This window comes from Paenibacillus sp. OSY-SE, assembly GCF_000283315.1.
GTDB classification, from domain to species: Bacteria; Bacillota; Bacilli; order Paenibacillales; family Paenibacillaceae; genus Paenibacillus_B; species Paenibacillus_B profundus.
In genome coordinates this window covers 1-26,008 of record NZ_ALKF01000175.1, presented here as the reverse complement: position 1 = coordinate 26,008, position 26,008 = coordinate 1, and the positions used below count along the sequence as shown (strand labels likewise).

General features: G+C 49.6%; 18 protein-coding genes and 1 pseudogene. 5 read left to right on the top strand and 14 right to left on the bottom strand.

Translation table 11 applies throughout. The annotated features are described in order from the left end of the window. Positions 1-282: 282 nt before the first annotated feature. The 5 genes and pseudogenes from A372_RS33805 to A372_RS0111895 form a co-directional block, all read right to left on the bottom strand. Positions 283-1,201: pseudogene (locus A372_RS33805) on the bottom strand (transposase). Between the two features lie 454 nt (positions 1,202-1,655). Beyond that, positions 1,656-2,102: a hypothetical protein gene (locus A372_RS0111915; RefSeq protein WP_036704029.1), complete on the bottom strand. Its 447-nt coding sequence runs from the start codon at positions 2,100-2,102 to the stop codon at positions 1,656-1,658. A 230-nt stretch (positions 2,103-2,332) separates the two neighbouring features. Next, on the bottom strand, positions 2,333-3,676 hold the full coding sequence (locus tag A372_RS0111910) for a TldD/PmbA family protein (RefSeq protein ID WP_019421075.1): 1,344 nt from the start codon (positions 3,674-3,676) through the stop codon (positions 2,333-2,335). Between the two features lie 3 nt (positions 3,677-3,679). Continuing rightward, positions 3,680-5,068 carry a TldD/PmbA family protein gene (locus A372_RS0111905; RefSeq protein ID WP_019421074.1) on the bottom strand — a complete coding sequence of 463 codons (1,389 nt, stop codon included), beginning with the start codon at positions 5,066-5,068 and terminating at the stop codon, positions 3,680-3,682. Between the two features lie 725 nt (positions 5,069-5,793). Next, positions 5,794-6,033 carry a hypothetical protein gene (locus tag A372_RS0111895; RefSeq protein ID WP_019421072.1) on the bottom strand — a complete coding sequence of 80 codons (240 nt, stop codon included), beginning with the start codon at positions 6,031-6,033 and terminating at the stop codon, positions 5,794-5,796. A gap of 167 nt (positions 6,034-6,200) precedes the next feature. On the opposite strand from A372_RS0111895, the gene A372_RS33795 reads away from it, so the two are divergent. The 3 genes from A372_RS33795 to A372_RS0111880 all read left to right on the top strand — a co-directional run bounded on the left by A372_RS33795 (position 6,201) and on the right by A372_RS0111880 (position 8,988). Next, complete coding sequence (locus A372_RS33795) at positions 6,201-6,458, top strand: SRPBCC family protein (protein WP_026011026.1); 258 nt, start codon at positions 6,201-6,203, stop codon at positions 6,456-6,458. A gap of 134 nt (positions 6,459-6,592) precedes the next feature. Continuing rightward, positions 6,593-7,240 (top strand): spore cortex-lytic enzyme, encoded by a 648-nt coding sequence (gene sleB / locus A372_RS0111885; protein WP_019421071.1) that lies wholly within the window; start codon positions 6,593-6,595, stop codon positions 7,238-7,240. 269 nt (positions 7,241-7,509) lie between these two features. After that, entirely contained in the window at positions 7,510-8,988 is a 1,479-nt protein-coding gene (locus A372_RS0111880; RefSeq protein ID WP_019421070.1) for an aldehyde dehydrogenase family protein, read from the top strand. Positions 8,989-9,006: 18 nt separating this feature from the next. Here A372_RS0111880 and A372_RS0111875 read toward each other — a convergent pair whose 3' ends face one another. The 3 genes from A372_RS0111875 to tet form a co-directional block, all read right to left on the bottom strand. Next, positions 9,007-10,080, bottom strand: a complete 1,074-nt coding sequence (locus A372_RS0111875) for a sulfite oxidase (RefSeq protein WP_337483672.1) — start codon at positions 10,078-10,080, stop codon at positions 9,007-9,009. A 112-nt stretch (positions 10,081-10,192) separates the two neighbouring features. Continuing rightward, complete coding sequence (locus tag A372_RS35430; RefSeq protein WP_019421068.1) at positions 10,193-11,236, bottom strand: hypothetical protein; 1,044 nt, start codon at positions 11,234-11,236, stop codon at positions 10,193-10,195. Positions 11,237-11,438: 202 nt separating this feature from the next. Further along, complete coding sequence (tet, locus tag A372_RS0111865) at positions 11,439-13,418, bottom strand: tetracycline resistance ribosomal protection protein (protein ID WP_019421067.1); 1,980 nt, start codon at positions 13,416-13,418, stop codon at positions 11,439-11,441. 244 nt (positions 13,419-13,662) lie between these two features. Here tet and A372_RS0111860 point away from each other — a divergent pair, with 244 nt between their 5' ends. Continuing rightward, entirely contained in the window at positions 13,663-14,016 is a 354-nt protein-coding gene (locus tag A372_RS0111860) for a YxeA family protein (protein ID WP_019421066.1), read from the top strand. A gap of 92 nt (positions 14,017-14,108) precedes the next feature. Here A372_RS0111860 and A372_RS0111855 read toward each other — a convergent pair whose 3' ends face one another. Next, complete coding sequence (locus A372_RS0111855; RefSeq protein ID WP_237728524.1) at positions 14,109-14,489, bottom strand: MerR family transcriptional regulator; 381 nt, start codon at positions 14,487-14,489, stop codon at positions 14,109-14,111. Between the two features lie 133 nt (positions 14,490-14,622). Further along, a complete protein-coding gene (locus A372_RS0111850; protein ID WP_019421064.1) occupies positions 14,623-15,183 on the bottom strand; it encodes a TetR/AcrR family transcriptional regulator C-terminal domain-containing protein in 561 nt (186 codons plus the stop codon). 174 nt (positions 15,184-15,357) lie between these two features. Here A372_RS0111850 and A372_RS0111845 point away from each other — a divergent pair, with 174 nt between their 5' ends. After that, positions 15,358-16,122 (top strand): SDR family NAD(P)-dependent oxidoreductase, encoded by a 765-nt coding sequence (locus A372_RS0111845; RefSeq protein ID WP_019421063.1) that lies wholly within the window; start codon positions 15,358-15,360, stop codon positions 16,120-16,122. A 251-nt stretch (positions 16,123-16,373) separates the two neighbouring features. Here the strand turns inward: A372_RS0111845 and A372_RS0111840 are convergent, their stop codons facing one another. The 4 genes from A372_RS0111840 to A372_RS38570 all read right to left on the bottom strand — a co-directional run. Then, on the bottom strand, positions 16,374-18,137 hold the full coding sequence (locus A372_RS0111840; RefSeq protein ID WP_019421062.1) for an ABC transporter ATP-binding protein: 1,764 nt from the start codon (positions 18,135-18,137) through the stop codon (positions 16,374-16,376). Continuing rightward, a complete protein-coding gene (locus A372_RS0111835) occupies positions 18,134-19,924 on the bottom strand; it encodes an ABC transporter ATP-binding protein (protein ID WP_019421061.1) in 1,791 nt (596 codons plus the stop codon). Before A372_RS0111835 ends, A372_RS0111840 begins: the two co-directional genes overlap by 4 nt. Before the next feature lie 137 nt (positions 19,925-20,061). Further along, complete coding sequence (locus A372_RS33785; RefSeq protein WP_337483673.1) at positions 20,062-24,432, bottom strand: amino acid adenylation domain-containing protein; 4,371 nt, start codon at positions 24,430-24,432, stop codon at positions 20,062-20,064. Beyond that, positions 24,395-26,008, bottom strand: a 1,614-nt coding sequence (locus A372_RS38570) for an amino acid adenylation domain-containing protein (RefSeq protein WP_157259525.1), incomplete at its 5' end; no start/stop codon positions are given. The genes A372_RS33785 and A372_RS38570, both read right to left, overlap by 38 nt.

The window sequence follows — 26,008 nt, the reverse complement described above, 5'->3', positions numbered from 1 at the left end:
CGCATCCGATAGCTTATGCATTTGCAAAAGCAGACCATCTGAATAAAGATGAGCTCGAATTTCGTATGGATCCAACGTTGCATCATCCGATGCAACACCGATCAACTTGACTCTGTTCACCATGCACTTGGCCATAGCTCGTCTTCTTTCGAATTGCTCCTATCTGCAAGATGTAAACGCTATCATAAAAATGCAGACAGTACCCGTGTGATAGAGCAGCTTCATGTTCAAATATAACCAGTCTCCACGTAAACGGTAGTTTAGAGAAAAGAAGCTACGGTCTCAGGCAGCAAGGGGCATTATCTTTCTACACGTTCTTCTGCAGCGTCTCCATGCTAATGCTGTAAAGGTGTTCATTGACAGGCATTGTTCAGTTAACCGCTCCCAAATGGATACCTGTTGCGATTCGAGATTGCGGCGGTAGCAATACTCGTTCAAATAAGCTTGCAAATAAGTTCCGCCCAAGCCGTGAAACGTCTTATTTATCCAGGCTTGAACGTGATCGGCGATATAGCGAAGCACATCTGGTCGGCGAAAACGGAAATGGTGCTTCATGATGTCGATCTTGCTTGTAATCGAAGATACGTGCTGTGAGACAAAGGCCGTCCGCCCGGCAGTCAACAGGCTCTTGTCGGACGACAAATGATTGCGCAATACTTGCTTCATTTTCACATAGGTGGGGCTGTTATCCGCGTGTACGGAGGCAGCAATGAGATAAGGATGCTCCTTAGGGTGCAGCTCAAATAAAGGAGTGTGCTCCGGCCCATAGTATGTCAAAGCGGCACGAACGTCATGATCAAACGGACACTCGGCATCTGCAGCGCCCATGACCGCTCTAAGCTTATGCAGCATCGCCCAAGCCGTCTTGTACGTCACTTGGATGATCCTACTTAGCTTCACCGCATTAATCCCCCCCTTCGGTTCTTGAAATAAGCCAGATGGCAGCCAACCACTTCCAGAGAGCCGTATGGCTTCCTTCCATCACAGTTCCGGCAATAAGAGAGCATTGATGACGACAGGAGCGACATTCATATAGCGGCAGCCTGCGCGAACGTATCGTATACGCCTCCCCATGGTTGCAGCGAGGACAGACGAAACCATGGGGCCACTTTCTCTGAAATATCTCCTCTACGCACCTATCCTCAGAATGAAAATACGCAAATAATTCCTCCAAACTCTCAAATGACAGCTGCCCCGTCATATTCCCGCCTCCTCAAAAAGAGAACGTTTGTTCTTGTATACAAATTATAACAAACAAATAGTGAGGTTTCAAGTAGGACGCTTCACATCTGCATCTATCCTATCATTCAGTACCGGGCCTTTCATTGCGCAACCTGAATTATTGGGAGAGTGAGCAAAAGAACATTTCAACGAACCTTCCCTTGCCAATCTGAGTTAGTGGGAGAGTGAACAAAAGAGCACTTCTACGAACCTTTCCTTGCTCAATCTGAGTCATTGGGCGAGGATCACACCAGCTAGTATTGAGAAGGAGCACACGGAAGAGGGAACCTGCATTATTCAAACTCACACCGATGGGACGGATTGGGATTCATTGGAGAAAACAAAAAATAGGCATCACGTCTTCCAGACCGCGATGCCTTCCACAATGATTCCGAGCAAGCTTGCAATGAACACGCATACTCATTCGCTGTTCGTTACACCCAAGTCATGAAATAAGTATTTGTGACCTGAATTTGGTTGCGTTCGGCCCATCTGAGTAGTTCTTGAGTGTGCTTAGCGTCCACGAACTTAAAACAGCATTTTGCTGAAACCGCTTTCTTTCCTTTGAGCTGCAAGCCGATGGCGGCGTGTTGATATCCCTTTACTTTAATCATTTGAATTTGATTGGCATCCAATTGATACCCGTTAATGTTTAATGTTTCGGACCCATCTCGTATTTCCAACGTACGCTTGCCTAATCTCACGTATGCTTCAATCACGAGCGAAACAACCAGTATCGCCATTACAGCCAGCTGCATGAAGAACAGAACAGGAAATGTCCGCTCGGCCATCATGGCCACCTGAAGCATCGCAACACTAAATAATACGGATACCGCCATAACCATTTTTGTTCGCGTAGGATATTTTATTCGATACCTCATTTTCATATCCGCCCCAATCTGTTTCATTTACAAATTGCTACATGTGAACCTTTGTTCCTTATTATACCATATGCATTAACAATTTTGACACATTATTTTCACAAAATAGACATTTTATTATCTAGATATCTATGATTTCTGTGAATTCAAAACAAAAAAAAGACCCAGCAAGTTACTTAGAACTGCTGGATCTGAGCAAATACAATTTTTAATGTTTCCTTCAGAGCTTGTTACGCTCCAGAAATCGTTAACGACTTTATTTTGAGCGATGGTGAATTGCACTTGCCTGTGAAGCGCAAATCGTTGCCGACTTCTTCGATTTCATTTAACACATTAAATAAATTGCCGGAAACGGTAATCTGATTGACCGGCCGCTTCACTTTCCCGGCTTCAATCAAGAAGCCGATGCAAGACAACGAAAACTCACCCGAGACCGCATTGGTGCCCGCATGAAGTCCCTGAAGCTGCACAATCATTAATCCTCGTCCGGTGTCTGCAATCATTTCCTCCAAGGTGACTGTGCCAGGCTCTACATATAAGTTATGTGGTGCAATCCCGATTTTGCCGTGGTAGCCGCCTTTAGAAGCGTGTCCTGTTGAATCGATTCCGGACTTTTTCGCAGTCTTCCCGTTATGCAAAAAGGTAAGCAGCTTGCCCTCTTTTATAATTTCATTGCGCCGCGTCGCGTGTCCTTCCGCATCAAAGGCACATTGGGCAGGAACGTGCGGCATGAGCGGATCGTCCACGATCGTAATATTGCTGCCGGCTACCTGCTCGCCCAGCTTTCCTTTTAAACGAGAAAAATCCTTATCTACCGCTTCCGCAGAAAAAATAGTGGTGTAGGCGTTCAAAAGCGTACTCGCTGCATCATTGCGGAAAATAACCGGATAATTATCCGATGCAATCGTATCGGCATTCAGCTTCGACACAGCTTCGTGTACCGACTTGCGTGCGATATCCGCAAAATTGATTTCATCAAAGTCTTGCAGTGAAAAATCGTACCACTCGCCCGTCGTCGTGTCGGCAGCGTCTCTGGCTACGACAGAGATGCTGCCGACTGCTGAGCTGTACTTGGCCCGGCAATCCAGCCCCCGCGTATTGGCGATCAGGACCTCGCTCTCGGAGATCGTTACAGACGAGCTGCGCACCATAACAATGCGCGAATCCGCTTCCACGGCGACCGACTCCATCTCAAGAGCGGCATCTATCAACGCTTGCGGAGCAACGTGAGTCAGACGTTCCGAGTACGTGGTTAATTCGGGATAGCTTGCGGAGCCTGCGAACAATTCGTCGTTCTCTTCACTCTCCATCACTTCCGCATTGTTGCGCGCTTCTTCTATTAAATAATCAATCACTCTCTCATCGATCTGTTCGGAATAAGCATAGCCGATCTTGCTCGCGAATTCGCCGCGAAACGATAGACCGCCGCTCTCTTTAATCGTATATGCGTCAATTTCCCCTTTTGACACCCGTACCGTAGTAGAACGGACTTGCTCATAATAGATTTCCATATTGGAACAGCCGGACTCGATTCCTTTTGCAAATAAATGCTGTTGAAATTGTGTAACGTCCATGTCCTACTCCCCCTTTCTGCCGCCAACGGTCATTTCGGACACCCGTATCATCGGTTGACCGCAATTCACCGGAATGCTGCCGCTCAATGATCCGCACATGCCTTGTCCGTGATCCAAATTATCGCCTACCATATCGATTTTTTGCAGGGTCTCCATTCCTTTTCCAATCAACGTCGCCCCTTTAACTGGCTCTTCTATCTTCCCGTTGCGAACGATATACCCTTCATTGACAGCAAAGTTGAATTCGCCGGTCGCTGTATTTACAGATCCGCCGCCCATGTGCTTCGCATACAGCCCGTATTCGGTATTGGCGATAATCTCCTCGGTTGTGGAGTCCCCCGCAGCAATAAACGTATTGTTCATTCGAGAGGTAGGCGCAAATTGATAGGACTGGCGCCGTCCGGAACCCGTGGATGCCATTCCCATTTTGAGGCCGCCCAATTTATCGATCAAGTAGCTCTTCAAAATCCCGTTCTCAATCAGCACATTGCGCTGCGTGGGAGCTCCCTCGTCATCGATATTTAATGACCCCCAAGCATTCGGTATCGTTCCATCATCAATCGCCGTCACGAGCGGCGACGCCACCTGCTCACCCAGCTTATCTGCAAACACGGAAGCCTTCTTCGCCACGGATGTCGCTTCCAATCCATGTCCACACGCCTCATGGAAAATGACACCGCCGAAGCCGTTGTCGATAATGACCGGCAGCTTGCCGCTTGGCGCGTACTTGGCATTAACCATGGTCGTCGCGATACGGGCCGCTTCCCGAGCATAACGCTCAATGTCCATTGTCTCGATAAACTCCATGCCGGCGTATGCGCCAGGTCCCAGATAGCCGGATTGCTTCGTTGCACCAGCTTCCGCGATTGCATTGAATCCCATACGTGTATAGGTACGGCAATCTTCGACAAGCAAGCCTTCAGAATTAGCGATGCATACGTTTTGCACTGAGTCTGTTAATGTGATGGATGTTTGCGAAATGACTGGACTATAATCCTTCGCTGCGGAATGCGCGCGTCTCATCCACTCTATTTTGCGGGCTTTGGCGAAGTCGCTAGGATTGAATTGAATGACGTGCCGATTCGGAATCGTCGTTCTTCGCAAATCAATCGTTATATCCTTCACCTGTCCACGAATCGCTTGCGCCGCGGATGTGGCGACTTTAATCAGATTGTCCTCGCTGCAATCGTTCGTATAAGCATATACGGCGAATAAACCGTTAATAATTCGAATGCCTACACCATAATCACGGCCTGATAGGGCGCTTTCCACAATGCCCCCAATCATGCCCAAGCTGTTGGCTGTTTTATCCTCCACAAATACTTCTGCAAAATCCCCGCCTGTTGCCAGTGCGGCTGTCAACATATTCTCGATTAACGCTGGATGCAGCATATTCATCCTCCTAGCTTAATGGTGATTCTGTTTTGGAACATACGTATGTTCAACAAAACAAGAAATTTCAATAAATGGTTGATGCAATGGTCCAGAATTGCTTCCATAGCCGCGATTTTGATAATCCGGATCCACTACCATATCACGTATGTACGTTCCGCTTATAATATAAGCACCAATTAAATTTTGATCAAGCCAAAATGAACGCACCCCTCCCTTCGCATCATAATGACGAAGTTCTCCCCTGAACTCGTCAGGCTGACTGTGATATTAGTCAGTTCTCCAACCATTTTCTTTGTTTAACTCGTAATAGGCGCTATCGAATAAATGAGTAAACTGTTCGAGCATATCGTCTGTAAATCCCTTTTCCACAAATATAGTTTGTGGCTGACTAGCCTCTTTGTCCTTGTTGTATGTAAGATGAAATCCCGCCAAATCCGGTGAAAAGCCTAACCTATTAATATGGTTAATGATTCCTTTGTTTTTGCCGTAGACATTAAAACAAAGCTCCCTTGTCGCAGCTTCATGGAAGAACGGAGTAATCTTAGTACTCGTAATAAGGAATCGTCACCGTTTGACATATAGCTCTATAAAATTTCGTTATAAACTTTGTTATTCCTTCATACTTCGTAAACATCGTTAAATATAAACATCCCGTGCAGAGTTAATCTTCACGCCATGTGATTTCGCGTTTTCACCAACTCGGCGAAGGTTGGAGACACCCGCTAAAGAATAATGACCGACCGATAATTGATGTCCAGAGACATCACCGACGCCAGTACCTCGGACTCCTTTTTTTTCAATACGGCTTCCATGGGAGATGCCTGTTCATTGGGAAGTTCCGTCTCGTCATACTCTCCTGCTCGGTTCAACTGCTTAGCTCTGCGTCTGGCGAGATCCATTGCGCGACAAGCTGTCAAATGATTGAACCAGACTTTGAAATTTCTTGTTTTCTGCCCGGACATAATAGCTTGATATGCCCTTCTCCAGGAGACTGCTATTGAGTTATTGGAATTTAGCCATGAAAGAGCTATGAAACAACTGGAATAATAGTGCATTGGTCGCTAGAGAGGGGAAATAAAAAAGATGTCGATTACAAAAGAAGACTTTATTCAACAGCGGCTGATTTAGTATGGAAAGCGTGGACAGAATCAGAAAGAATAACAGCATGGTTTGCTCCGGCGGTGAGATTGAACCCAAAAAGGAAATGGTCGACGTAGAACTTGAGCCTGCCAGTAATGGCACGATGGTTACGCTCAAACACGCAGGTTGGCAAGATTCAGAGGAATGGCTAGCCGCAAAAGAATGGCACATTCAGGCTTGGGAACAAATGTTAGCAAGCTTAAAATCCAACATGGAATCAGATAACGGAGTGCTTTGTTGCAAATAAATTGAAGCTATGACGTGCCATGCGGAGAAAACAGACTAAGCCGAGCAAGGTTTTCCATTTTTGTTTCCAATATGATGGTATTGAAACCACTGTTAAGCGTCTCTATAATGGCAAAGGAAAGGAGGAGAACGCAAATGAAAAAAATTCTACTGCCTTTTCTGTTGGCCGCAATTGGCTTGACAGCCGTTCTGCCGGCGTCGATGGCCGTTGCAGCCCCTGCCCCTACGATCCAATACGGAAATAATAGTGGTGACGTATGGGATATCCAGTTTCGTTTACAAATGCTAGGTTACTATAACCAATCGTTGGATGGCAGGTTCGGTAACGCTACAACGCAAGCCGTACGCCAATTTCAACGAGATTACGGGTTAAAAGCGGATGGCATCGCCGGTCCGCAGACGTGGCGGATGTTGAAACAGGTGTCGGTCAATGCCGATGAATTGACCATGCTGGCCCGAGCCGTGCACGGCGAAGCGCGCGGCGAGCCTTATACCGGTAAAGTGGCGGTTGCGGCGGTTGTATTGAATCGCATGCAGTCTCCCCTGTTCCCTGACTCGGTGGCTGGCGTCATTTTTCAGCCGCGGGCATTTACGGCGGTTGACGATGCCCAATACTGGTTGAATCCTGATGAATCCGCCTATGCCGCGGCATGGGATGCCGTGCGCGGCTGGGATCCGACCAACGGCGCGCTCTACTATTTCAACCCGGATACCGCTACTTCCGCGTGGATCTGGACCCGTCAGCAGACGGGAAAAATCGGCAAACACATCTTCGCCGTTTAAGTGCGATTATATATGATCCGCATCTCTCATAACGGATGCATCCTCTTGTCTTGGGGGCGGGCTGGTTCGAATTATTGGCGGATCGGCCCGCCCCTTTCTTTTCAACCTTGTCCGACCTGTCCCATTTACCTTACGCACATCTTCCCGGTCGGACTCTGCACAACAACTTGTCCCCTAACGGGAATGATCCGTTTCCTATAAGAATACATATCTCTTTAAGGCCTATTTAGCCGATGTAAATGACAATCTAACAAAGGAGTGATTGCGCTTTGTCACGAGTTCAAATCAGTCCGAAAGTAGAAGCGTTTTTGCAAGGCACCAAGAAGCTGTTTATTAATGGTGAGTGGGTCGAGTCCGTCCAGAGCAACGTATTCTCGTCCATCAATCCGGCAACGGGAGAAGTGCTCGCGGTTGTCTCCGAAGCGCGTGAGGAAGATGTGGACAGGGCGGTCAAAGCCGCCCGCGACGCATTCGATCAAGGCGAATGGTCTCGGATGAGCGCCGCGGATCGCAGCCGCCTCATCTATAAGCTAGCCGACTTGATCGAAGCCAACAAGCAAGAGCTGGCCGAACTTGAAACGCTGGACAACGGCAAACCGCTGCGGGAAACGTTGGCAGCCGATCTTCCGCTCACAATCGAGCATTTCCGTTATTATGCCGGTTGGGCGACCAAAATTGTCGGACAAACCATTCCTACTGCAGGCAACTTCCTCACCTACACAAGACATGAGGCCGTCGGGGTCGTCGGTCAGATCATACCGTGGAACTTCCCGCTTCTCATGGCGGCTTGGAAGCTGGGCGCCGCCCTTGCCACCGGCTGCACCGTCGTCCTGAAGCCGGCGGAGCAGACGCCGTTGTCAGCCTTGTACCTAGCTCAATTGACACAGGAAGCGGGATTCCCGCAAGGCGTCATCAACGTCATCCCCGGCTTCGGGGAGACGGCGGGCGCTCCGCTCGTGCGGCATCCGCAAGTCGACAAGATCGCCTTCACCGGTTCTACTATTGTCGGCAAATCAATCATGCGGCAAGCCGCGGATACCGTCAAAAAAGTCACGCTCGAGCTTGGCGGCAAATCGCCGAACATCATCCTTCCGGACGCCGATCTGTCCCGTGCGGTGCCCGGCGCCCTGCGCGGCATTACGTTCAACCAGGGGCAGGTATGTTCGGCAGGCTCGCGACTGTATGTGCAGAAGAAATTGTACGACAATGTGATTGCCGATATGGTGTCAGAGGCGCAGCGCATCCGAGTGGGCACAGGCATCGATATGGATACGGAGATGGGGCCGCTCGTATCGTCCGAGCAGCATGACATTGTGAAACGTTATATCGAAGCAGGAAAAGCGGCGGGCGCGGAATTGGTCACTGGCGGCAAAGTCCCTAGCGAACAAGGTTATTTCGTCGAACCGACGATATTCGCGCACGTCGATCCGAAGATGACGATCGCTCGTGAAGAAATCTTCGGCCCTGTCGTGGCTGCGTTGCCGTACGATACGCTCGACGATCTGATTGAGCAGGCCAACCAATCTGATTACGGCTTGGCTGCGGGGGTGTGGACGCAAAATCTGAAACAGGCGCACTATCTTGCAAGCAAGTTGAAAGCGGGCACGGTCTGGGTGAACTGCTACAACGTGTTCGATGCGGCCGCTCCGTTCGGCGGCTATAAGCAATCTGGCCTTGGCCGGGAAATGGGCTCCTACGCGCTTGACAACTATACCGAAGTGAAGACCGTGTGGGTGAATATGGACTAGTCACTCCACTTATTACTCTTATTCCACCTTCACATGAATGCTGGATATGGCATTGTAGCCATATCCTTTTTTATTCCAGCTTGCTGCCGCAGGCTGGATGTTTCCATACGAATCTCTCGCCCTGCATAGAATCGCGTACTCTCCTTGTTGAGAGACGTCCCATCTATAAGTCCACAGGATCCAGGCATAGGGCTGGTTGGGCAATCGATGCACGTCCGCACTGACCCAGCTTTCCCCGCCATTAAGGCTAAGCTCGACATCAGTAATGAATCCCGTTCCCGTCCATGCGATTCCGCATATTTGGATGGTTCCGGTGTCAAGCAGACTCCGATCCACAGGGAATTGGATGGTGGAGTTGACATGGACCAACGTAACGGGAATCTTCCCATCATCGCTGTCCGTGCTAGGCTCATAGACATAATCGACAACCTGAAAAGGCCCGGTGAAGCGCGCATCAAGGACGGTAATGCTCCGCAGCCATTTGACCGAGGCCATCCCGTACCATTGCGGAACAATTAGCCTTAGCGGATACCCGTGCTTATAAGGAATCGGCTGTCCGTTAAGTTCATAGGCGACTAACGTATCAGGGTGCAATGCCTTATCCAGCGGAAGGCTCCGGGCATATGGATACGTGCCTGCCATGTCTGTCCGGGTCCCGCAATCTCGTCCCGCGAACACAACCTCCCTGGCCGTCGGCTTCAAACCAGCATAATTCAGCAAGTCTCTTAATGGGACTCCTTTCCATACTCCCTGGCTAATAGCCCCCTCTTCCCACTGGATTCCATACACCTTGGGCTTGAAGCGCGCCCGTTTATTGCCGCTGCACTCCAGCGCCATACTTATTTCTTTAGACGGCATGCTTGACAAATCCTGATAATGGTACGTCATCGGACTCCGAACTTCTCCATCAACAGTAACCGCAAACGATTCCTCCGACAACACGGGATAAGGAAAATGATTTCTTATATAAAAGAAGCCTTCCGGCGTAACGGCTGCCAACGAAAAGAAATGGATCGGACTTTCCTGATTTTCCGGCACCAAGGACCGGGTAATAAGATGCGGCTCGATATGCGGCCAGCGCAAGGCAATCACCTTCCAAATATATGGGTAGTGTTCATGTATATAGACTTGAGGTCTTGTTTTATTCGTGAAAAAAAGACACCCATGTCCGAGGTTCCCCTCGGACAGAGTGCCCAGCCAGCTACTATTGCATGACTCTCATTTCCCAAAATTGTCCCTTTTCATTAATATAAGCAGTCACCGTCGGCCGTCCCTTTTTCGTAAACGTATATTCCCAATGCTTGACTTTCACTTCATAGCCGGTCAGATCCAGATCGAAATGCTTTTTCGCCATCGGTTTAGCGGCGTTGATCGCCTTCTCCTTCGTGTAATATGGTTTGGCGAACGCTTTCTGGACATCTTTCGGCGCATAAAATTTGTTCAGCAGCTTATCATAGGTGACAGATCTCAGCTTCCCTGACGAACTGTCGATCCCGACTCGGGAACCAGCCTGATCCTGAAAATCGATCGTCTTGTTGAACTGGTTGTAATCGTAGAGGCTGACATGTACCTGCTTGCGCAGCTTGGATGCGCCCGGCAGCTTCTTCATCGCTTCTTCCGCCGCTTTGACAATTTTTTGGTCGACTTGATCGGACGTTGTCAGTTTCCCCATAGAACTGACCTTTTTTGTCTTTAGATCGATGTTACCATAGTAATCGTCGTCCTCCGTTTCTCCGCCGGAAAAGCTAAACGTTTCAAGTCCCCGATCATCTTTCGTGTAAGAAATAAAGTTAGGGGGCGTGAATTCACCCTTCAGTTCCAGAAGCGCCCACTTTTCTTGGATATCTGCCTGTAAAGCTTTATCCGACTCCTCGAACTTATATGTTCTGTTTGCTGACATACCTTTAATTTCTCCAGTTTGCTTGTCAACCTTTACATGATGCCCTTGCCCGGAAGTCAGCGTCCACTCGCCTTTATCTGCACCAACACCACTTTCTCCCGTTATGCTGACTAATTTCACTTCTTGTCCCGGGTCGAACTTCTGCAGCGCCTGAGTCGCTTGCTCGATAATTTTCGAATCCAGCTTCTTGAAGGCCTGCTGGAACCGCTCCTCCATCTCTTTCATTTCTTTTTCAATCTCTGCTTGACTGGCCGCATATGCAGGCGCATGTCCGGGAAGCAGCGGGAAAGCGGACAGCAGCAGTCCGGCAATAACAGTGGATGCAATCATCGTTTTGTACGTTTTCATTTGATTCTTCCTCCTTGTGGCAATTGCCTATTCCCTGATTAGATTGGGCAACCCTTCCTCCGGTTCCCTGTCCAACTGGATATTTTTATACGGATTTTCATTCGCTTTTCGTTTATTTGATTTATTCTTGGTGTAATCTCCGCCCTTTTTCGCATAACAAAGGGCCCTGGGACAGATACCTGTCTCAGGGCCCGGTTCATAATCAATAAGCACGCAGGATATGGAGCATATACTCTTTTCGGTTCAACGGATTGTAGTCCGCCCGCTTTCTCGTTGGATATTCGCCCTCTATTTTTTCAAATCCGTACGGGTTCGCCATAAAAAAGCCTTCGCCTTCCGTGAACGAATGAAGACTTCGCTTGAAATCCTCCGTCACAGCCACTGGAAGCGTCCCTGTCAACAGAAAGGTATCCTTATGATGGAGCGGTTCCCTGAATATGGCCTTTAGACCTGACAATTTATGCATCGCCTTGCTGATCGCATGTTCGGGAACACTCAGTTCGAACTCGTTGATCGGTTCATATACGTCAGTGCCTGCTTGGGACAGTGCCTCCATTAACACAAGCGGCGTTAACTTCCTGAAGTCTCCGGCTACCGTTACCGGACTGCAGTAGCCCGAGTGTGTCAGCGTAACGACAATATCAGTGACCTCCCACCCGTATAAACCTTGTGCAAGCGTTGCACATACGGTATCTTCGATGGCTTTGTGGAACGCCAAGGGCAGCGAACCAAGTTCCACGCCTAGTCTATAGGTCACTCCGCTACCAGTTACGCCGGGCTCCACTTGGAAGCCTACTGTAGCATAAAAAGGATTTTCTGCCGCTCCCATCACTTCTGCAGCCTGTCCCGTTCCTTTTGGCTTTTCGATACAGACGATTCTTGTCTCTGAAAACGAGACGTCCACCCGATATTTTTCCTTAAGGGTCGTCTCAATCACTTCTTTTTGCACTTCCCCGAACAGGCGGATATAGATCTCATGATGGAAGTCGTCTTTCAACACTTCGATTAACGGATCTTCTTCTGACAATTCTACAAGAGCTTGAAATAATCGATGCTCTTGTTCATTCTGCATGGCTTCGATGCGGGTTTCCAGCTGCGGGGAGGCGAAATGGATATCTTTGATTTTGTCAGACCGCTCACCCACAACATCCCCGATTTTAATATTTTTCAATCCCCATACTTTGCAAAAATCGCCGGCTTCCACGGTTTGTGACGGAATGGACTTCCCTTCACTGAATAGGTACAGCTTTTTGATTTTGTCTGCGTGCGTTTCGATCGTGCCATCCTTGTTTTTCCGGCTTATATTCACATATTCTCTTGCGCTCATTCTTCCTGAAAAAATTCTGACGTAGGCGATCTTTTCTCCCGATGGTTCCTTCTCCATTTTAAAGACGACCCCGGATAAGGGCGCAGCTTCTCTGGCTTCATTCACCGGAAACAGCTCTGCCACCCCCGCCAACAGTTCGGACACGCCAATTCCCGTCATGGCAGATCCGAAAAAGACCGGATAAAGCTTCGCATCCCTAATTTGCCGCATCAAGGCTAGTTTTACTTGCTCTTCCGATACTTGCTCCCCGTTCACGCAAGACTCAAGCAAAGCTTCATCATTCCAAGCAGCCAGCTCGATGCATCGCTCCATAAAATCTGGATCCGTATCGTTGTTAAAGCAGTGTTCAACAATGAACGCCTGCTTCGTGCCGATGTTTTCAGCTCTGTATAAAGGGATCACGTTCACTGTCAGTTTTTCTTGAATGCTCTTCATGATCCCGTCGGATTGCGCACCGCTCCGGTCTATCTTGTTCACGAACAGTATCGCAGGAATTTGCAGCTTCATTAACACCGACATTAAAATTTTGGTCTGGGCTTGAATCCCTTCCACAGCCGATATGACCAGAACCGCTCCATCAAGGACGCTGAAGGAACGCTCTACTTCCGCGATGAAGTCCGCATGTCCAGGCGTATCAATAAGATTGACCTTCAAATCGTTCACGAAAAACGAAACGACTGACGCCTTGATCGTGATCCCTCTTCTTCTCTCCAGCTCCATCGAATCGGTTTGGGTATTCCCTTTATCAACTCGGCCAACTTCATCTATGACATTCGTTACATAGAGTAAACGTTCAGTCAGGCTCGTCTTTCCTGCGTCTACGTGCGCAACAATTCCTATATTCATTGTTTTCATGAATTAAAATCCTCTTTTCTCCGTTCATAGTAAGCTCCTCTCGTGTTATGTTGCATTGCCGCATACCAATCACGCTCCAATCAGTTTATTTACACCCATTATATAACAAACTACTTATAGTTGTCACAGATGACTGCACGGAACCCTTACAATGATGTAAGAGTTCTATCACCTAATTGAATGTTGTCTTGAGCAACAACCCACTATAATGGAATCAAACAATACAACACAAAAAGGTGATGACATGAAACGAAGTATCGCAATGCTAGTTATTTTAGTCGTATTTGCATCCATTTTAGCCGGCTGCAACTTTCAACGCATGGGGAAAGATATTTATTATGTTCAGATTACAATGGATGGACAAAAAGAAGAGACTACAGACGATAAAGACAATCCATTTACAACCTATAAATATTCTCTGCCTGCCTTTGACGAAGAAGGAACCGAAAAAACAATGGAATTTACGGCGCAAAAAAACTTGCGTAAAGAAGCATATTTGCGTGTGTACTACTCTAGCAAGAAGGGCGTAACCTCCTGGGAAGAAGTGCAGAAGGACGATCTGCCTGCAAAAGTGAAAGAGAAGCTTGAGTCCGAATAGTTGAAAGAACGACAAAGAGACAGAGTGAGTCTACTCTTTAGAGAGTATGTCCAACTGTCTCTTTTCTGTATGGAACAAGGTCAAGCTCCTATTTACTTCAGCGGAAGAAAAGATTTCAAATAATTTTCGATATCGTCCTCTGCTGTCTCCAGAAGTCCGCCCAGCAGGTTTTTCATTTTTTGCAGTGATTCGATCCTTGCTTCCAGCTGGCGTATTTTGTTGCCAACGACTTCCTTGAGCGCGTCTATTTCCATTTCCGAGCTTAAAACTTGCAAGGTTTCTTTAATTTCCTTCAAGGAATATCCGAGTGATTTCGCATCCTTAATTAACTTGATTTTCACCAAATAATCTTCCGTATACGTGCGGTACCCGTTAGCAGCCCGAATGGGCACCGGCAATACTCCTTTGTTCTCATAATAACGGATTGTTTCGGCTTTCAATCCGGTGCGCTTGGCAAGTTCGCTTCGCGTCATCGTTTTCACTCCGTCTGCTCCTTGTCGTCAGTTGTTTTACAGTTCAATGAAAACTCTTTGCTTATTACAGTAAAGCGCAAAGGAAACAAACACTATGAAATGTTGGGATGTTGATGTGCCCCCACTCGGATGTTCATAACAGATGCCTTCCTAGCAAAATCTTCACATGCTCAGCCATTAGTTGCGGCGGAAAAGGCATTCCTTCCTTAATCCACCATTCCACCAAACCTACGAAAGCTGAACCAACAAATGGAATGACGATATCTTTGTTTAACCCCTTGTTTATTGCACCGTCTATATTCACTTCCTCATGCAGCCCTTGGAGGATAACATGAAGGAATCGTTCATGAAAATATGAAGTTCCCTGATTCACTAACATAGTCGAGTAGAATAAATAATTCCTTTCGAAGTATTGAAACACAGGCAGAAAAGAATCCATCAGCTCAATGCTTCCTTGCTCCTGATCTGACGCTGAACATACTTCTAAGAGTTCTTCAAGCTGAGCTTCGATACATTTATCCAATAAATCATATTTATCGACATAATGAAGATAGATCGTTCCTCGGTTCATATTCGCCCGGTCCGAAATATTTTGGATCGTAATGTCCTCGAATTTTTTTTCTGACATCAGTTCAATAAATGCGCTCGTAACCGCTTCCCGAGTTTTAAGGATTCTTCGATCTACTTTGGACATGGCGAGGTCACCACACTTCCTAGAAAAAGTAACAAACACATTTCCATCGTATTGTTCCCTAATGAACAAAAGTAAATGATTTGACGATTGAATATGTCATGCATGAATCTATAATAATAGACATAAATTGATTATTCAACAGTTGTTCATTATATTGAGAGGGGAAAACAGAGCATGACAGACACGATAAAAAACAAAGTAGCATTAATTACAGGCGCAACAGGAGGAATCGGGAAAGCGACAGCTATGACACTGGCACGTAAGGGCGCGCAGGTCGTCATCAGCGGTCGTCGGGCTGAATCAGGGAATGAAGTCATGGAGGAAATCGTTGCTCAGGGTGGAGATGCTTTGTTTGTCCTTTGCGATGTCAACAAGGAAGAAGAAGTTCAGAAATTAATAGAGACAACGGTTTCTCAGTACGGGCAATTGAATATTCTAGTCAATAATGCCGGGATCAGCTTAGAAACTGTGCAGCTTGCCCAGGCAGACGGAAATAACTTTCAGCAGATGCTGCAGACGAATGTGATGGGTGTTTTCTATGGCATGAAATATGGAATTCAACAAATGTTACAGCAAGACCAAGGAGGGGCCATTGTCAATCTGGCTTCTATTGCAGGTCTGCATGGTATGCCTTACACAGGTCCCTATACGGCAACCAAACACGCAGTCGTCGGTCTGACTAAGACTGCAGCTCTTGAATACGCAACCAATAATATTCGAGTGAATGCGGTAGCCCCAGGGGCCATTAAGACGGATATCATCGCGAAATCCATTGACCACGGCACCTTTGATGAAGATATGATTAATCGTATGCATCCGATGATGCGTATGGGGCATCCTCAAGAAATCGCCAACGGTATCATCTGGTTGTGTTCGGATGAAGCATCTTTTACCACAGGTTCCATTTTAAACATAGATGGTGGATTTAACGCTAGATAGCATCTAATCCCCTAAAAATAGAACCGGTTCACCACCCCCATTTTTTCAATAAAAAAGATCCAAGTCTTTAATATCTGGATATACGGCATAGTTCCTCTCTTACTTGTCGAGGTGTCAGCACAAATCACAAAAATAATAGGGAGCTCATGATGAGCTCCCCAGAGTGTGAAACCATACGTCCACTTGGCCTGAAGTATTTCCATGGATGGCTGGGATCGTATATAAAAATGATCCGCATTGTCAAGTTTCTGTCAAGCTTGTTCGGCAAGAGCCAGGCCAGACTGTCCATACATACCTGCATAGTAGGATCTGCATGCAAGCAAGCTCTGATGGGTGCCTTGTTCCACAACTGATCCTTGTTGGATGACAAATATCACATCGGCATTCTCAACGGTGCTCAAGCGGTGGGCAATCAGAATGGTCGTGCGGCCTTTCATCAATTGATTCAAGGCTTGCTGTACCCAGTACTCTGATTCGGCATCCAAGGCCGATGTTGCCTCATCGAGCAGCAATATCGGAGCATTTTTGAGCAATGCCCGGGCAATCGCAATCCGCTGACGCTGTCCGCCGGACAAAGACGCTCCGCGCTCACCCACTTGCGTCTGGTATTGCTCGGGCAATTCCTGAATAAAATTGTGGGCATAAGCAGCCTGAGCCGCGGCAATCACTTCCTCCTGTGAAGCTTGCGGATTGCCATAACGGATGTTGTCTTCAATCGTTCCGCTGAACAAGAAAGCTTCTTGCGGCACATAAGCAATCCGTTGACGAATCTCTTCCAAGGTATAATGTCCGAACGACTTGCCTTGGATTAAGATCTCGCCGCTGTCAACGGGATAGAAGCCCAGCAACAATTTAATCAAGGTGCTTTTGCCGCTGCCGCTTGCACCCACAACAGCCGCCACTTGCCCGGGGAGCACTTGCAGGGACAAATTGCACAGCACCGGGCTGTCGGATTGATAGGCAAACTCAACGCAATCAAATTCCACCATTGCCTCCGAATCACGGTCGCTTGCCACAGAGCCGATCCGTTGCGGCTCCTCCTGCTCCTCCAGCATTTCTTGAATCCGCTGCGCTCCCGCCAACGAATTTTGAATCAAAGACATGGTTGTTCCAATGTTCATGAAGGAATGCGTCAAATGAATTTGCAAGACGGCCAGGGCTGCAACGGCCCCCATGCCAATGATGCCATAGCTATACAGCAAGCTGCCAATGACAATGATTCCGCAAAATGTAATGTAGCTTACAAAATGATTGACGGCTGCCAGTACGCCTTTTTTGTGGGCGATGCGGCGGGAAAGCTGCGTCAGCTTCTCGTTCATGGCTCCATACTGAGCATATACCGGACTAATGTGGAACAATTTCACAAGCTGGATGCCCGCGATAAAGTCTGAAAATTTCTCTGTCAGCTTGGCTATAGAATGAAGAGATTGATCATACATCGCGCGAACGGAGCGCACAAAACGCGTGCTTATATAAAAGGAAACGAGCAAAATCAAAAGGGAAGCGCAAGCAAACTGCCAATGAATGATAAACATCATAATGATGGATCCAATGCTAATCATGATATCCAGCAGCAGAGCAAAAAAGATTCCGCAATACGTCACTTCCAGGGTGGATACATCGTTATTTATCCGTGATAGGAAATCTCCATTATGCGTCCGCTCCAAATGATCGGCCCGAAGCTTGCACAGCTTATGATAGAGACGTTCCCTGATGTCGACGATCGTCAGTTCCACGCTGCGACGAAACAAATAAGTGAATCCGGGTGAAGTCAGGTTCAACAGCAAGATAGAGCCTCCCAAAATATATAGCGCCTGAAACATAAGGGAAGTATCTCTTGACCCTGCAAAATCTACTAAACTCTGGACAACCAAGGTGAATGACAGGATAAACAAGGTGTTAACGAGCCCGCCTGCAATCATGCCAACATAATACTCAACTTTGCGTCGTGTGCTCATAAAGTCCATCATATACTTGATTTCCTTCACATAAGCTAACATCCCGGCGGTTTTCACGTATAGGCCACCTCCTTGCTTCCCATTCGATCCGTTTCGAATTCCTGATGGTACAGCCGGGCATAAGAGCCCCTTTTCTCCAGCAGCTTAGCATGATTCCCTGCCTCTTCGATCCGCCCGTCCTCCATGACCCAGATCTCATCCGCATTCTGAATGGTAGACAGCCGATGCGCAATGACGATGGTCGTTCTCTCCTTCATAAGAACGTTCAACGCTTCCTGAACCAGTGATTCAGACTCCGCGTCCAATGCGGAAGTGGGCTCGTCCAACAGCAGGATGGGGGCATCCTTGAGCAGTGCGCGCGCAATGGTGATACGCTGACGCTGCCCGCCGGATAGCAGCGCTCCCCGTTCCCCCACGTCAGTCTGATATCCTTCCGGCAGCTCCATAATAAAGGAGTGCGCGTTGGCTGATTTTGCAGATTCGATCACTTCATCCATCGAGGCATTCTCCCGCCCGTAAGCAATATTATCTGCAATCGTCCCGCTGAACAAATAGGAATCTTGGGTAACGACCGACAAATGGGAACGCAGCTCCTTCGGATTGCAGTCGCGGATCGATTGGCCAAATACATCGATCTTCCCGCCATCAGCCTGCAGTGGATAAAATCCGCAGAGCAGCTTTATCACGGTGCTCTTCCCCCCGCCGCTGGCTCCCACCAACGCTACAGTCTGCCCTTCCGCTACCGTGAAGCTCAAATTGCGCAGCAGAGGGGAACCGCTATTCTCGTATGCGAAATTGACGTTGTGAAACGCGATGGGAGGCTGAGCAGTTCTCACAATGCAATGTCCCTCTTCATTCTCGATGGGTTGATTCATGATTTGGGCCGCTCGTTTTAAAGCTCCGGTCATCTCAAACGTATTCGTAATGAGCGTCGGGATGTTCTGCAATGGCTCCAAACACAAATTCAGCAAGTAGAGAAAGGCAATCAGCTCTCCCGTGCTGAACAATCCTTTCGATATCAAATAACTTCCGTATAGAATAGCGAACACGATCGGACTGATCATGAGCGTGAACAGCACGGGAGTGACTATCGCCTCGCGTTTATTTACGGCCAACCTCTTTTTCAGCGTCAGCAGAAGCAGGGATTGATACGATCGGAACAGGATTCCCTGCAGCAAATAGCTTTTGACCAGCGGCATGCCACTCAATGTATCCTGTAAAATGACATTCATCTGGCCCATGTTTTCCTGTGCTTCTTCCGTGAGGCGCTGCAGTTGCTTGCCTACCCATTGCGAGACGAACAAGGAAACGGGAACAAGCAACAAGCTGAGCAGCACAAGCTCCCATCGGATCCACAGCAAGTAGCCAAAGCAGCCAATAAAAAGCAGGGGATGATAAAACCATTCCGCCACATCGCGAATCATAAATTGATTGATGATCTGGAGGTCATTAGTCACCCTTGACACCATATCGCCCGAGTGTTTCTTTTCCAAATAATGAACAGGCAATTTGCCGATGTGCTTCATCATCTGGTTGCGAAGGTCCCTCATGGCTTGAGCGCTGCTTTTTTCGATGCCGTACACCATGAAATATTTCGCGGGAACTCCAATTGCAATGACGATAAATACGGTATATACAATGCGGGCGACCAACTGCCCGTCCCCGTTGCCGGCATTGGTCGTTAATTGTTCGATTAAGCTGCCGGTCCATATCTCAATAATCGCGGCCGCAACAGCAGAGATGATTCCGACGATCATCCAGCCCATATGGGGTTTCACGAATGACGATAACCAGCGGGCTGATTTCCATAGGGTCAACACATCTTTTCGTTTTCGCAGTGCCACTCATTTGTCTCCCCTTTAAACCATAGTCGTGACGGAACTCCCCTACGAACCGCCTGCATCATCAACATGCGCATGTGTGCAGGCGGTATATGAGGATGACATGTATTATAGGTTACGTTGTACAAGCAACATCGCTGCTATCGCGATAACACCTCGTGGACGCCGCGCGTTTGCTCGATGATTTGATGGACGACCGCGTGAATCACTTTCACGTTATGCTCTATGAATCCAGGAAGCAGCACATCCTCATGGACACCAATGAGTCGATGCTCGCAATAGGCTTGCCGGGTTGCCCCATCCCATAATGCAGAAGTAACATTATCCGGTCTGACTGCATCGGAATCCTCCGCAATCAATGCATAAATATTCGCCTCAACCGCGCCCGTATTCACGAGCTGAGATCCATACGTCCAGTACGCGCGCATCTTATGCTTGACCCGTTCGCGAATCAGAGGATTGCTCAGCAGCTGCATCTCCTGTTCACCCACCGCTTCAAGCATTTGATCGATATCGCTTTCGAACTCGTCCACCGTCTGAGCGGCCAGCTTCCGCGTGGAGTCGAGCATAATAATATCCGATACGCGGTACCCTCTCTTTTCCATTGCTTTGGCAATTTCGAACGTCAGATTGCCTCCCAGCGAATATCCGAGCAGCACATAAGGAGACTGAGACTGAATGGCAACGACCGCGTCCACATACCGGTCCAGCATGTCCTCGTAAGATTCGGCATCATCAATGAAATCAATTCCGTATAGGATGCAGCTGTTTTCCATTTGCTTCGCCAGTTCCAAGTAACTTAACCCATACCCGAAGCCGGGAGGCAAGCAAAATACGTTTACAAGACCATTTTCATTTAATTTCGTGAACTGGCTGCTGCTTTTCTCCTCGTACTCGACTTTTACGATCTCATAGGCCATCGCTTCCACTGTCGGTCGCTGAAACACGCTATGGAGAGCGATTTCCGCGCCCAATTCGATGTAGATTCGGTGTATCAGCTGCATCAAGCTAATCGAGTGTCCGCCCAGCTCAAAGAAATTGTCCTGCACGCCGATTTTCTCGATGCCCAGCACCTCCTGCCAGATCTGCGCCAACTGAGCTTCCTGCGTCGTGCGCGGGGCCACATATTCCGTCCCTGTCATCAAGTGATCCTCAGGCGCAGGCAGCGCCTTGCGGTCTACCTTACCGTTAGGTGTCAGCGGCATCCGATCCAGTTGAACGAAGTGCAGCGGAATCATGTACCCTGGAAGATCTTGCGCTAGGATGCCTCTCAGCTCGTTGGCCGGCAGCGGTCGATCCGCCACGTAGTAGGCGCATAAGCGCTTCTCACCGCTGTCGGATTCCCGGGCGATCACGGTCGCCTCCTGAATGGGCTCCACTCTCAATAGATGTGTTTCTACCTCGCCAAGCTCAATCCGGTAGCCGCGTATTTTCACCTGATCGTCAATCCGCCCCACGTACTCGATGGTCCCATCCGGCAGCCATCTTGCCAGGTCGCCCGTCCGGTACATCCGCTCCCTCGGCGCGAATGGATTGTCGACGAACTTCGCTGCCGTCAATTCGGGACGGTTCAAGTAGCCTCGGGCCAGTCCGTCTCCTGCTATGCACAGCTCCCCAGCCACTCCGATCGGCTGCAGATCGTTCTGAGCATTGACGATATAAATGGTCGTGTTGCTGATCGGGCGTCCGATCGGAACGGTCACGGCATCCTCTGCCACTTCATTCACATCGTGGCATGTGGCAAATACCGTGCTCTCCGTTGGCCCGTACACATGCTTGATTTTGCCCGGTCCTAGCTGATAGAGCGCTTTGCGGACGTGAGAGATGGACACGCGCTCCCCGCCGAACAGTATGGTGCGGATATGGCGCAAGCAGTCTGCTTTCATGTCAATGAGGATGTTGAAGTACGCCGTTGTGATGAACATCACCGAAATGCGCTCGCGTTCGATCAAGCCTGCCAACTTCCCTACCTCCAACAGCGTCTCCTGCGGGATGAGGACCAGCTTGGCTCCATTTAACAAAGCACCGTACATATCAAAGGTCGATCCGTCGAAAGCATAATTGGATAACTGCAGCACGTTGTCCCGTTCGCTAAAATCAATGTAGCTCGTGCCTTGCACGACCCGCACGATGTTGCGATGCGTCGCCAAATTCCCTTTTGGCTTGCCTGTCGTCCCCGACGTATAAATGACGTAGGCCAAATCGGCAGGACCGTTATTCTGTTCCAGATTCGAATCGTCCGCACTGTAAGAGTGTTCGTCATCCAACAGGACGAACGAGGCTTGCACCGGGATTCTCGACTGCAGTTCATGTTGCGTCAGTATGATTTGGGTCCCGGAGTCCTCCAGCATGTAGCGGACGCGCTCTTCCGGATATTCCGGGTCGATCGGCACGTATGCTCCCCCGGCTTTTAGAATCGCCAGAATTCCAACTATCATTTCCAGAGAACGTTCAGCCATAAGACCTACCAAGCGATCTGCTTGCACTCCCTTGGTTCGTAATGTCCTTGCCAATCGGTTCGCCCGCCCGTTCAATTCGCGGTACGTCATTCGCTCGTCTCCGTACACAATAGCCGCTGCGTCAGGAGTCCGTTCAACCTGCTCCTCGAATAGATGCTGAATCGTCTTCTCGCGCGGATATTTCGTCCCCGTGTCATTGAACACCCCGATAATCTCTTCTCTTTCTTGAGCGGTCATCATGTTCAATGTTGAAAGTTGCGCGCGGGGGTCATGTGCAATTGCTGCAAGCAACTGCTTGAAATGCAGCATCATCCGCTCCACCGTATCGCGCTTGTACAAAGCGGTTGCATACACCAAGCCGCATAGGATGCCTTCTTCTCCTTCTTCCGCATGGAAAGTCAGGTCGAATTTGGCCGTCATATGTTCATTCGGATATGATTTTAATTGGAGGCCTTCGATTTCGATGCCCCCCTGCTCTGCATTCTCGAGACTGAACATCGTGTCGAACAGTGGATTCCGGCTTAAGTCCCGCGATACGCGCACCTTTTCTACCAGATCCTCGAATGGATAGTCCTGGTGCTCGAAGGCGCCCAAGGTTGTTTCTTTCACTTCCGCCAGGTACGACAGAAATGCCTTCTCGCTTGCGGGATAATTGCGAACCGCCAATGTGTTGACGAACATCCCGATGAGCGGCTCGAGATCGCTATGGCTTCTGCCCGCAATCGGTGTCCCCACGATGATGTCTTCCTGTCCCGTATACTTATGCAGCAGCGTAGTGTAGGCTGCCAGCAGCACCATGTACAAGGTGGAACCTGTGTCTGACGCCAGTCGGCGCAATTGTTCGCTCAGATGCGGATCGATCGTGAATAATGCGACGTCTCCATCAAATTTTTGAACAGCGGGGCGCACATAATCAGTCGGCAGCTCTAGTACCGGCAATTCTCCTTGTAATCGCTCCAGCCAATACGCTTCCTGACGCCGCAACTCCACGCTGCGATCTTCGGATTGCTGCCATACCGCATAATCCTTATACTGAATGCGGAGCGGCGGCAAATCCTCGCCCGCATAGAGCCTAGCGAACTCATCCACCAATATCCCCATCGTAACGCCATCTGAAATGATATGATGCATATCGAACATCAGAATATGCCGCTCCCGCTCTATTGCGATAAGTCCTACCCGCAATAGAGGCCGCAGCTTCAGATCGAAGCTGCGGACAAAGCGCTGTACGAGCTTCTCTGCTTCTTCTTCGTCTGCCTGCACGTACTCCACTGTCAAGCGCACATCCCGATGTATCCGCTGGACCGGTTCTCCGTTCACCATCTCGAAGCCGGTGCGCAGCGCCTCGTGCCGCGCAATCAGCTGCTGGAAAGCCCCGTCGAATCTAGTGCGATCCAGCGGTCCTTCGAGGGTGATGACTCCCGGCATGTTGTAGCTCAGCTCGGCCCCTTCCAATTGGCTCACGATATACAGGCGTTTCTGGGCCGAAGACAACGGGTAGACGTCTCTTTCCTCAGCCAACGGGATCACGGCATATTCCTGCTTTTTCATCCCGGCTATCAGTTCGGCCAGCTCCTCAATCGTCGGGTACCTGAACACATCCCGCAGCGGCAGATTGATGTGCATTTCCTTGAACACCTTGCTTGCCAAGGTCGTCGCGCGCAAGGAGTGCCCGCCCAAATCGAAGAAATTATCCTTCACGCTAACGTCCGGCAGACCCAGCACCTCTTGCCAGATTCGGGCCAGCTGCGCTTCCAGCGACGTGCGCGGAGCTACGAACTCTGCTCCAGTATGTGCGCTTCCTTCTGGAGCCGGCAGCGCTTTGCGGTCGATTTTGCCGTTCGGCGTCAACGGAAGCCGCTCCATTTGGACGAAATACGATGGGATCATATACCCCGGAAGTTCTGCGGCCAATGCTCTCCGCAGCTCGCTCACCGTCAGCTCGCGTTCGGCGACGAAGTACGCGCACAATGACTTCTGTCCGCTAACGTCTTCCCGCGCGACGACAACCGCTTCACGGATGAACGGCGTTCTGAGTAGTTGGGTCTCCACCTCGCCGATCTCGATCCGGTAGCCCCGGATTTTCACTTGATGGTCGATCCGCCCCAAATATTCGACGTTGCCGTCCGGCAGCCACCGGGCCAAGTCGCCTGTCCGGTACATTCGCTCGCCCGGAGCGAATGGATTGTCGACGAATTTCTCCGGCCGTCAAGTCCGGCCGCTTCCAATACCCCCGGCCTACGCAAGGTCCGCCGATATAGAGCTCGCCCGTTATCCCGACCGGCAGTAAAGAATGCTGATCATCCAGAATGTACATCGTCACACCCGGCAGAGGTTTGCCGATTGGCACCGTTCGCAGCCCTTCCGTGCTCGCCTGCTCGAAGTAGCAGGAATCGATGGTCGTCTCCGTTACCCCATAGCTGTTGACGATCCTCATTTGCGAACCGAATCGTTCCAGCAGCTTCTGGAATTCTTCCTTCGGGCAATGATCCGCCCCCACGACTGCCAGCTTCATGCTGCTGATGTCCAGCTTGTTCTCGTATACATATTCCATCAGCGGAATGACGAGCGACGGAGTGACATCGAACATCTGAATCCGATGCTTGCGAATGAGCTCATAGATTTCAGCCGGGTTCGCCCTTGCATCCTCCGGACATAGAATAAGTTCTCCCCCATGCAGCAGCGCGCGGATCAGGTCTCCCGAGAAGACGTCGAATGAAAAGCTCGCCCATTGCATCCAGCGCATGCTCTCTTCCTGCAAGCCGTATTCGCGCTCCCACGCGGCCGACAAGACTGCCATCTGTCTGTGCTCGATCATGACCCCTTTCGGCTTGCCCGTCGTTCCGGAGGTATAGATGACATAGCTCAGATGCTCCGGCTGATTCACCCGTTCCAGATTGGAACCGTCTGCGCCGTAGAACGCTTCTTCATCCAGCATGATCCTTCTGCCGGAGAATGCGGCCCGCGCTTGCAGATGACGCTGGGCCAGCAGCACTTGCGCGTTCGAATTGTCCAGCATATAGTGAATCCGATCCTCCGGATATTGCGGGTCAATCGGCACATAGGCGCCGCCGGATTTCAAGATGGCCATAATGCCCACGATCATCTCCAGCGAGCGATCGGCCATGATGCCGACCAGCTGTTCGGGCTTCACGCCCTCGGCCCGCAGCGTACGCGCCAGCCGGTTCGCCCGTTCGTTCAGCTCCCGGTACGTCAGCTGCTTGTCCTCATGCACGACCGCAATCCGATCCGGCGTGCGCTCCCCCTGCTCCTCGAACAGTTCTGGCACCGTGTTCTGCTGCGAACGCCCTGCCTCCGTATCGTTGAACACATGCCGAATCTGCTCCTCTTCCTCCTCCGTGAGCATGCCGAGCGAAGCCAGCCGCGCCTCTGGCTCGTGCGCAACGGCTTCAAGCAGCCGCCCGAAATGCTTCGCCATTCTTTCTATCGATTCCGGTCGGTATAACGCGGTGGCGTATTCCAGACTGCACGCCATCCCTTCCACGCCTTCCGCCACGTCCAGGCTCAGGTCGAATTTCGCCACCTTGTATTCAGCCGGGTACGGCTTCAAGCGAAGCCCTGCGAGCTCCAGATCCTTGTCGTCCATATTCTGCAAAGCAAACATCGT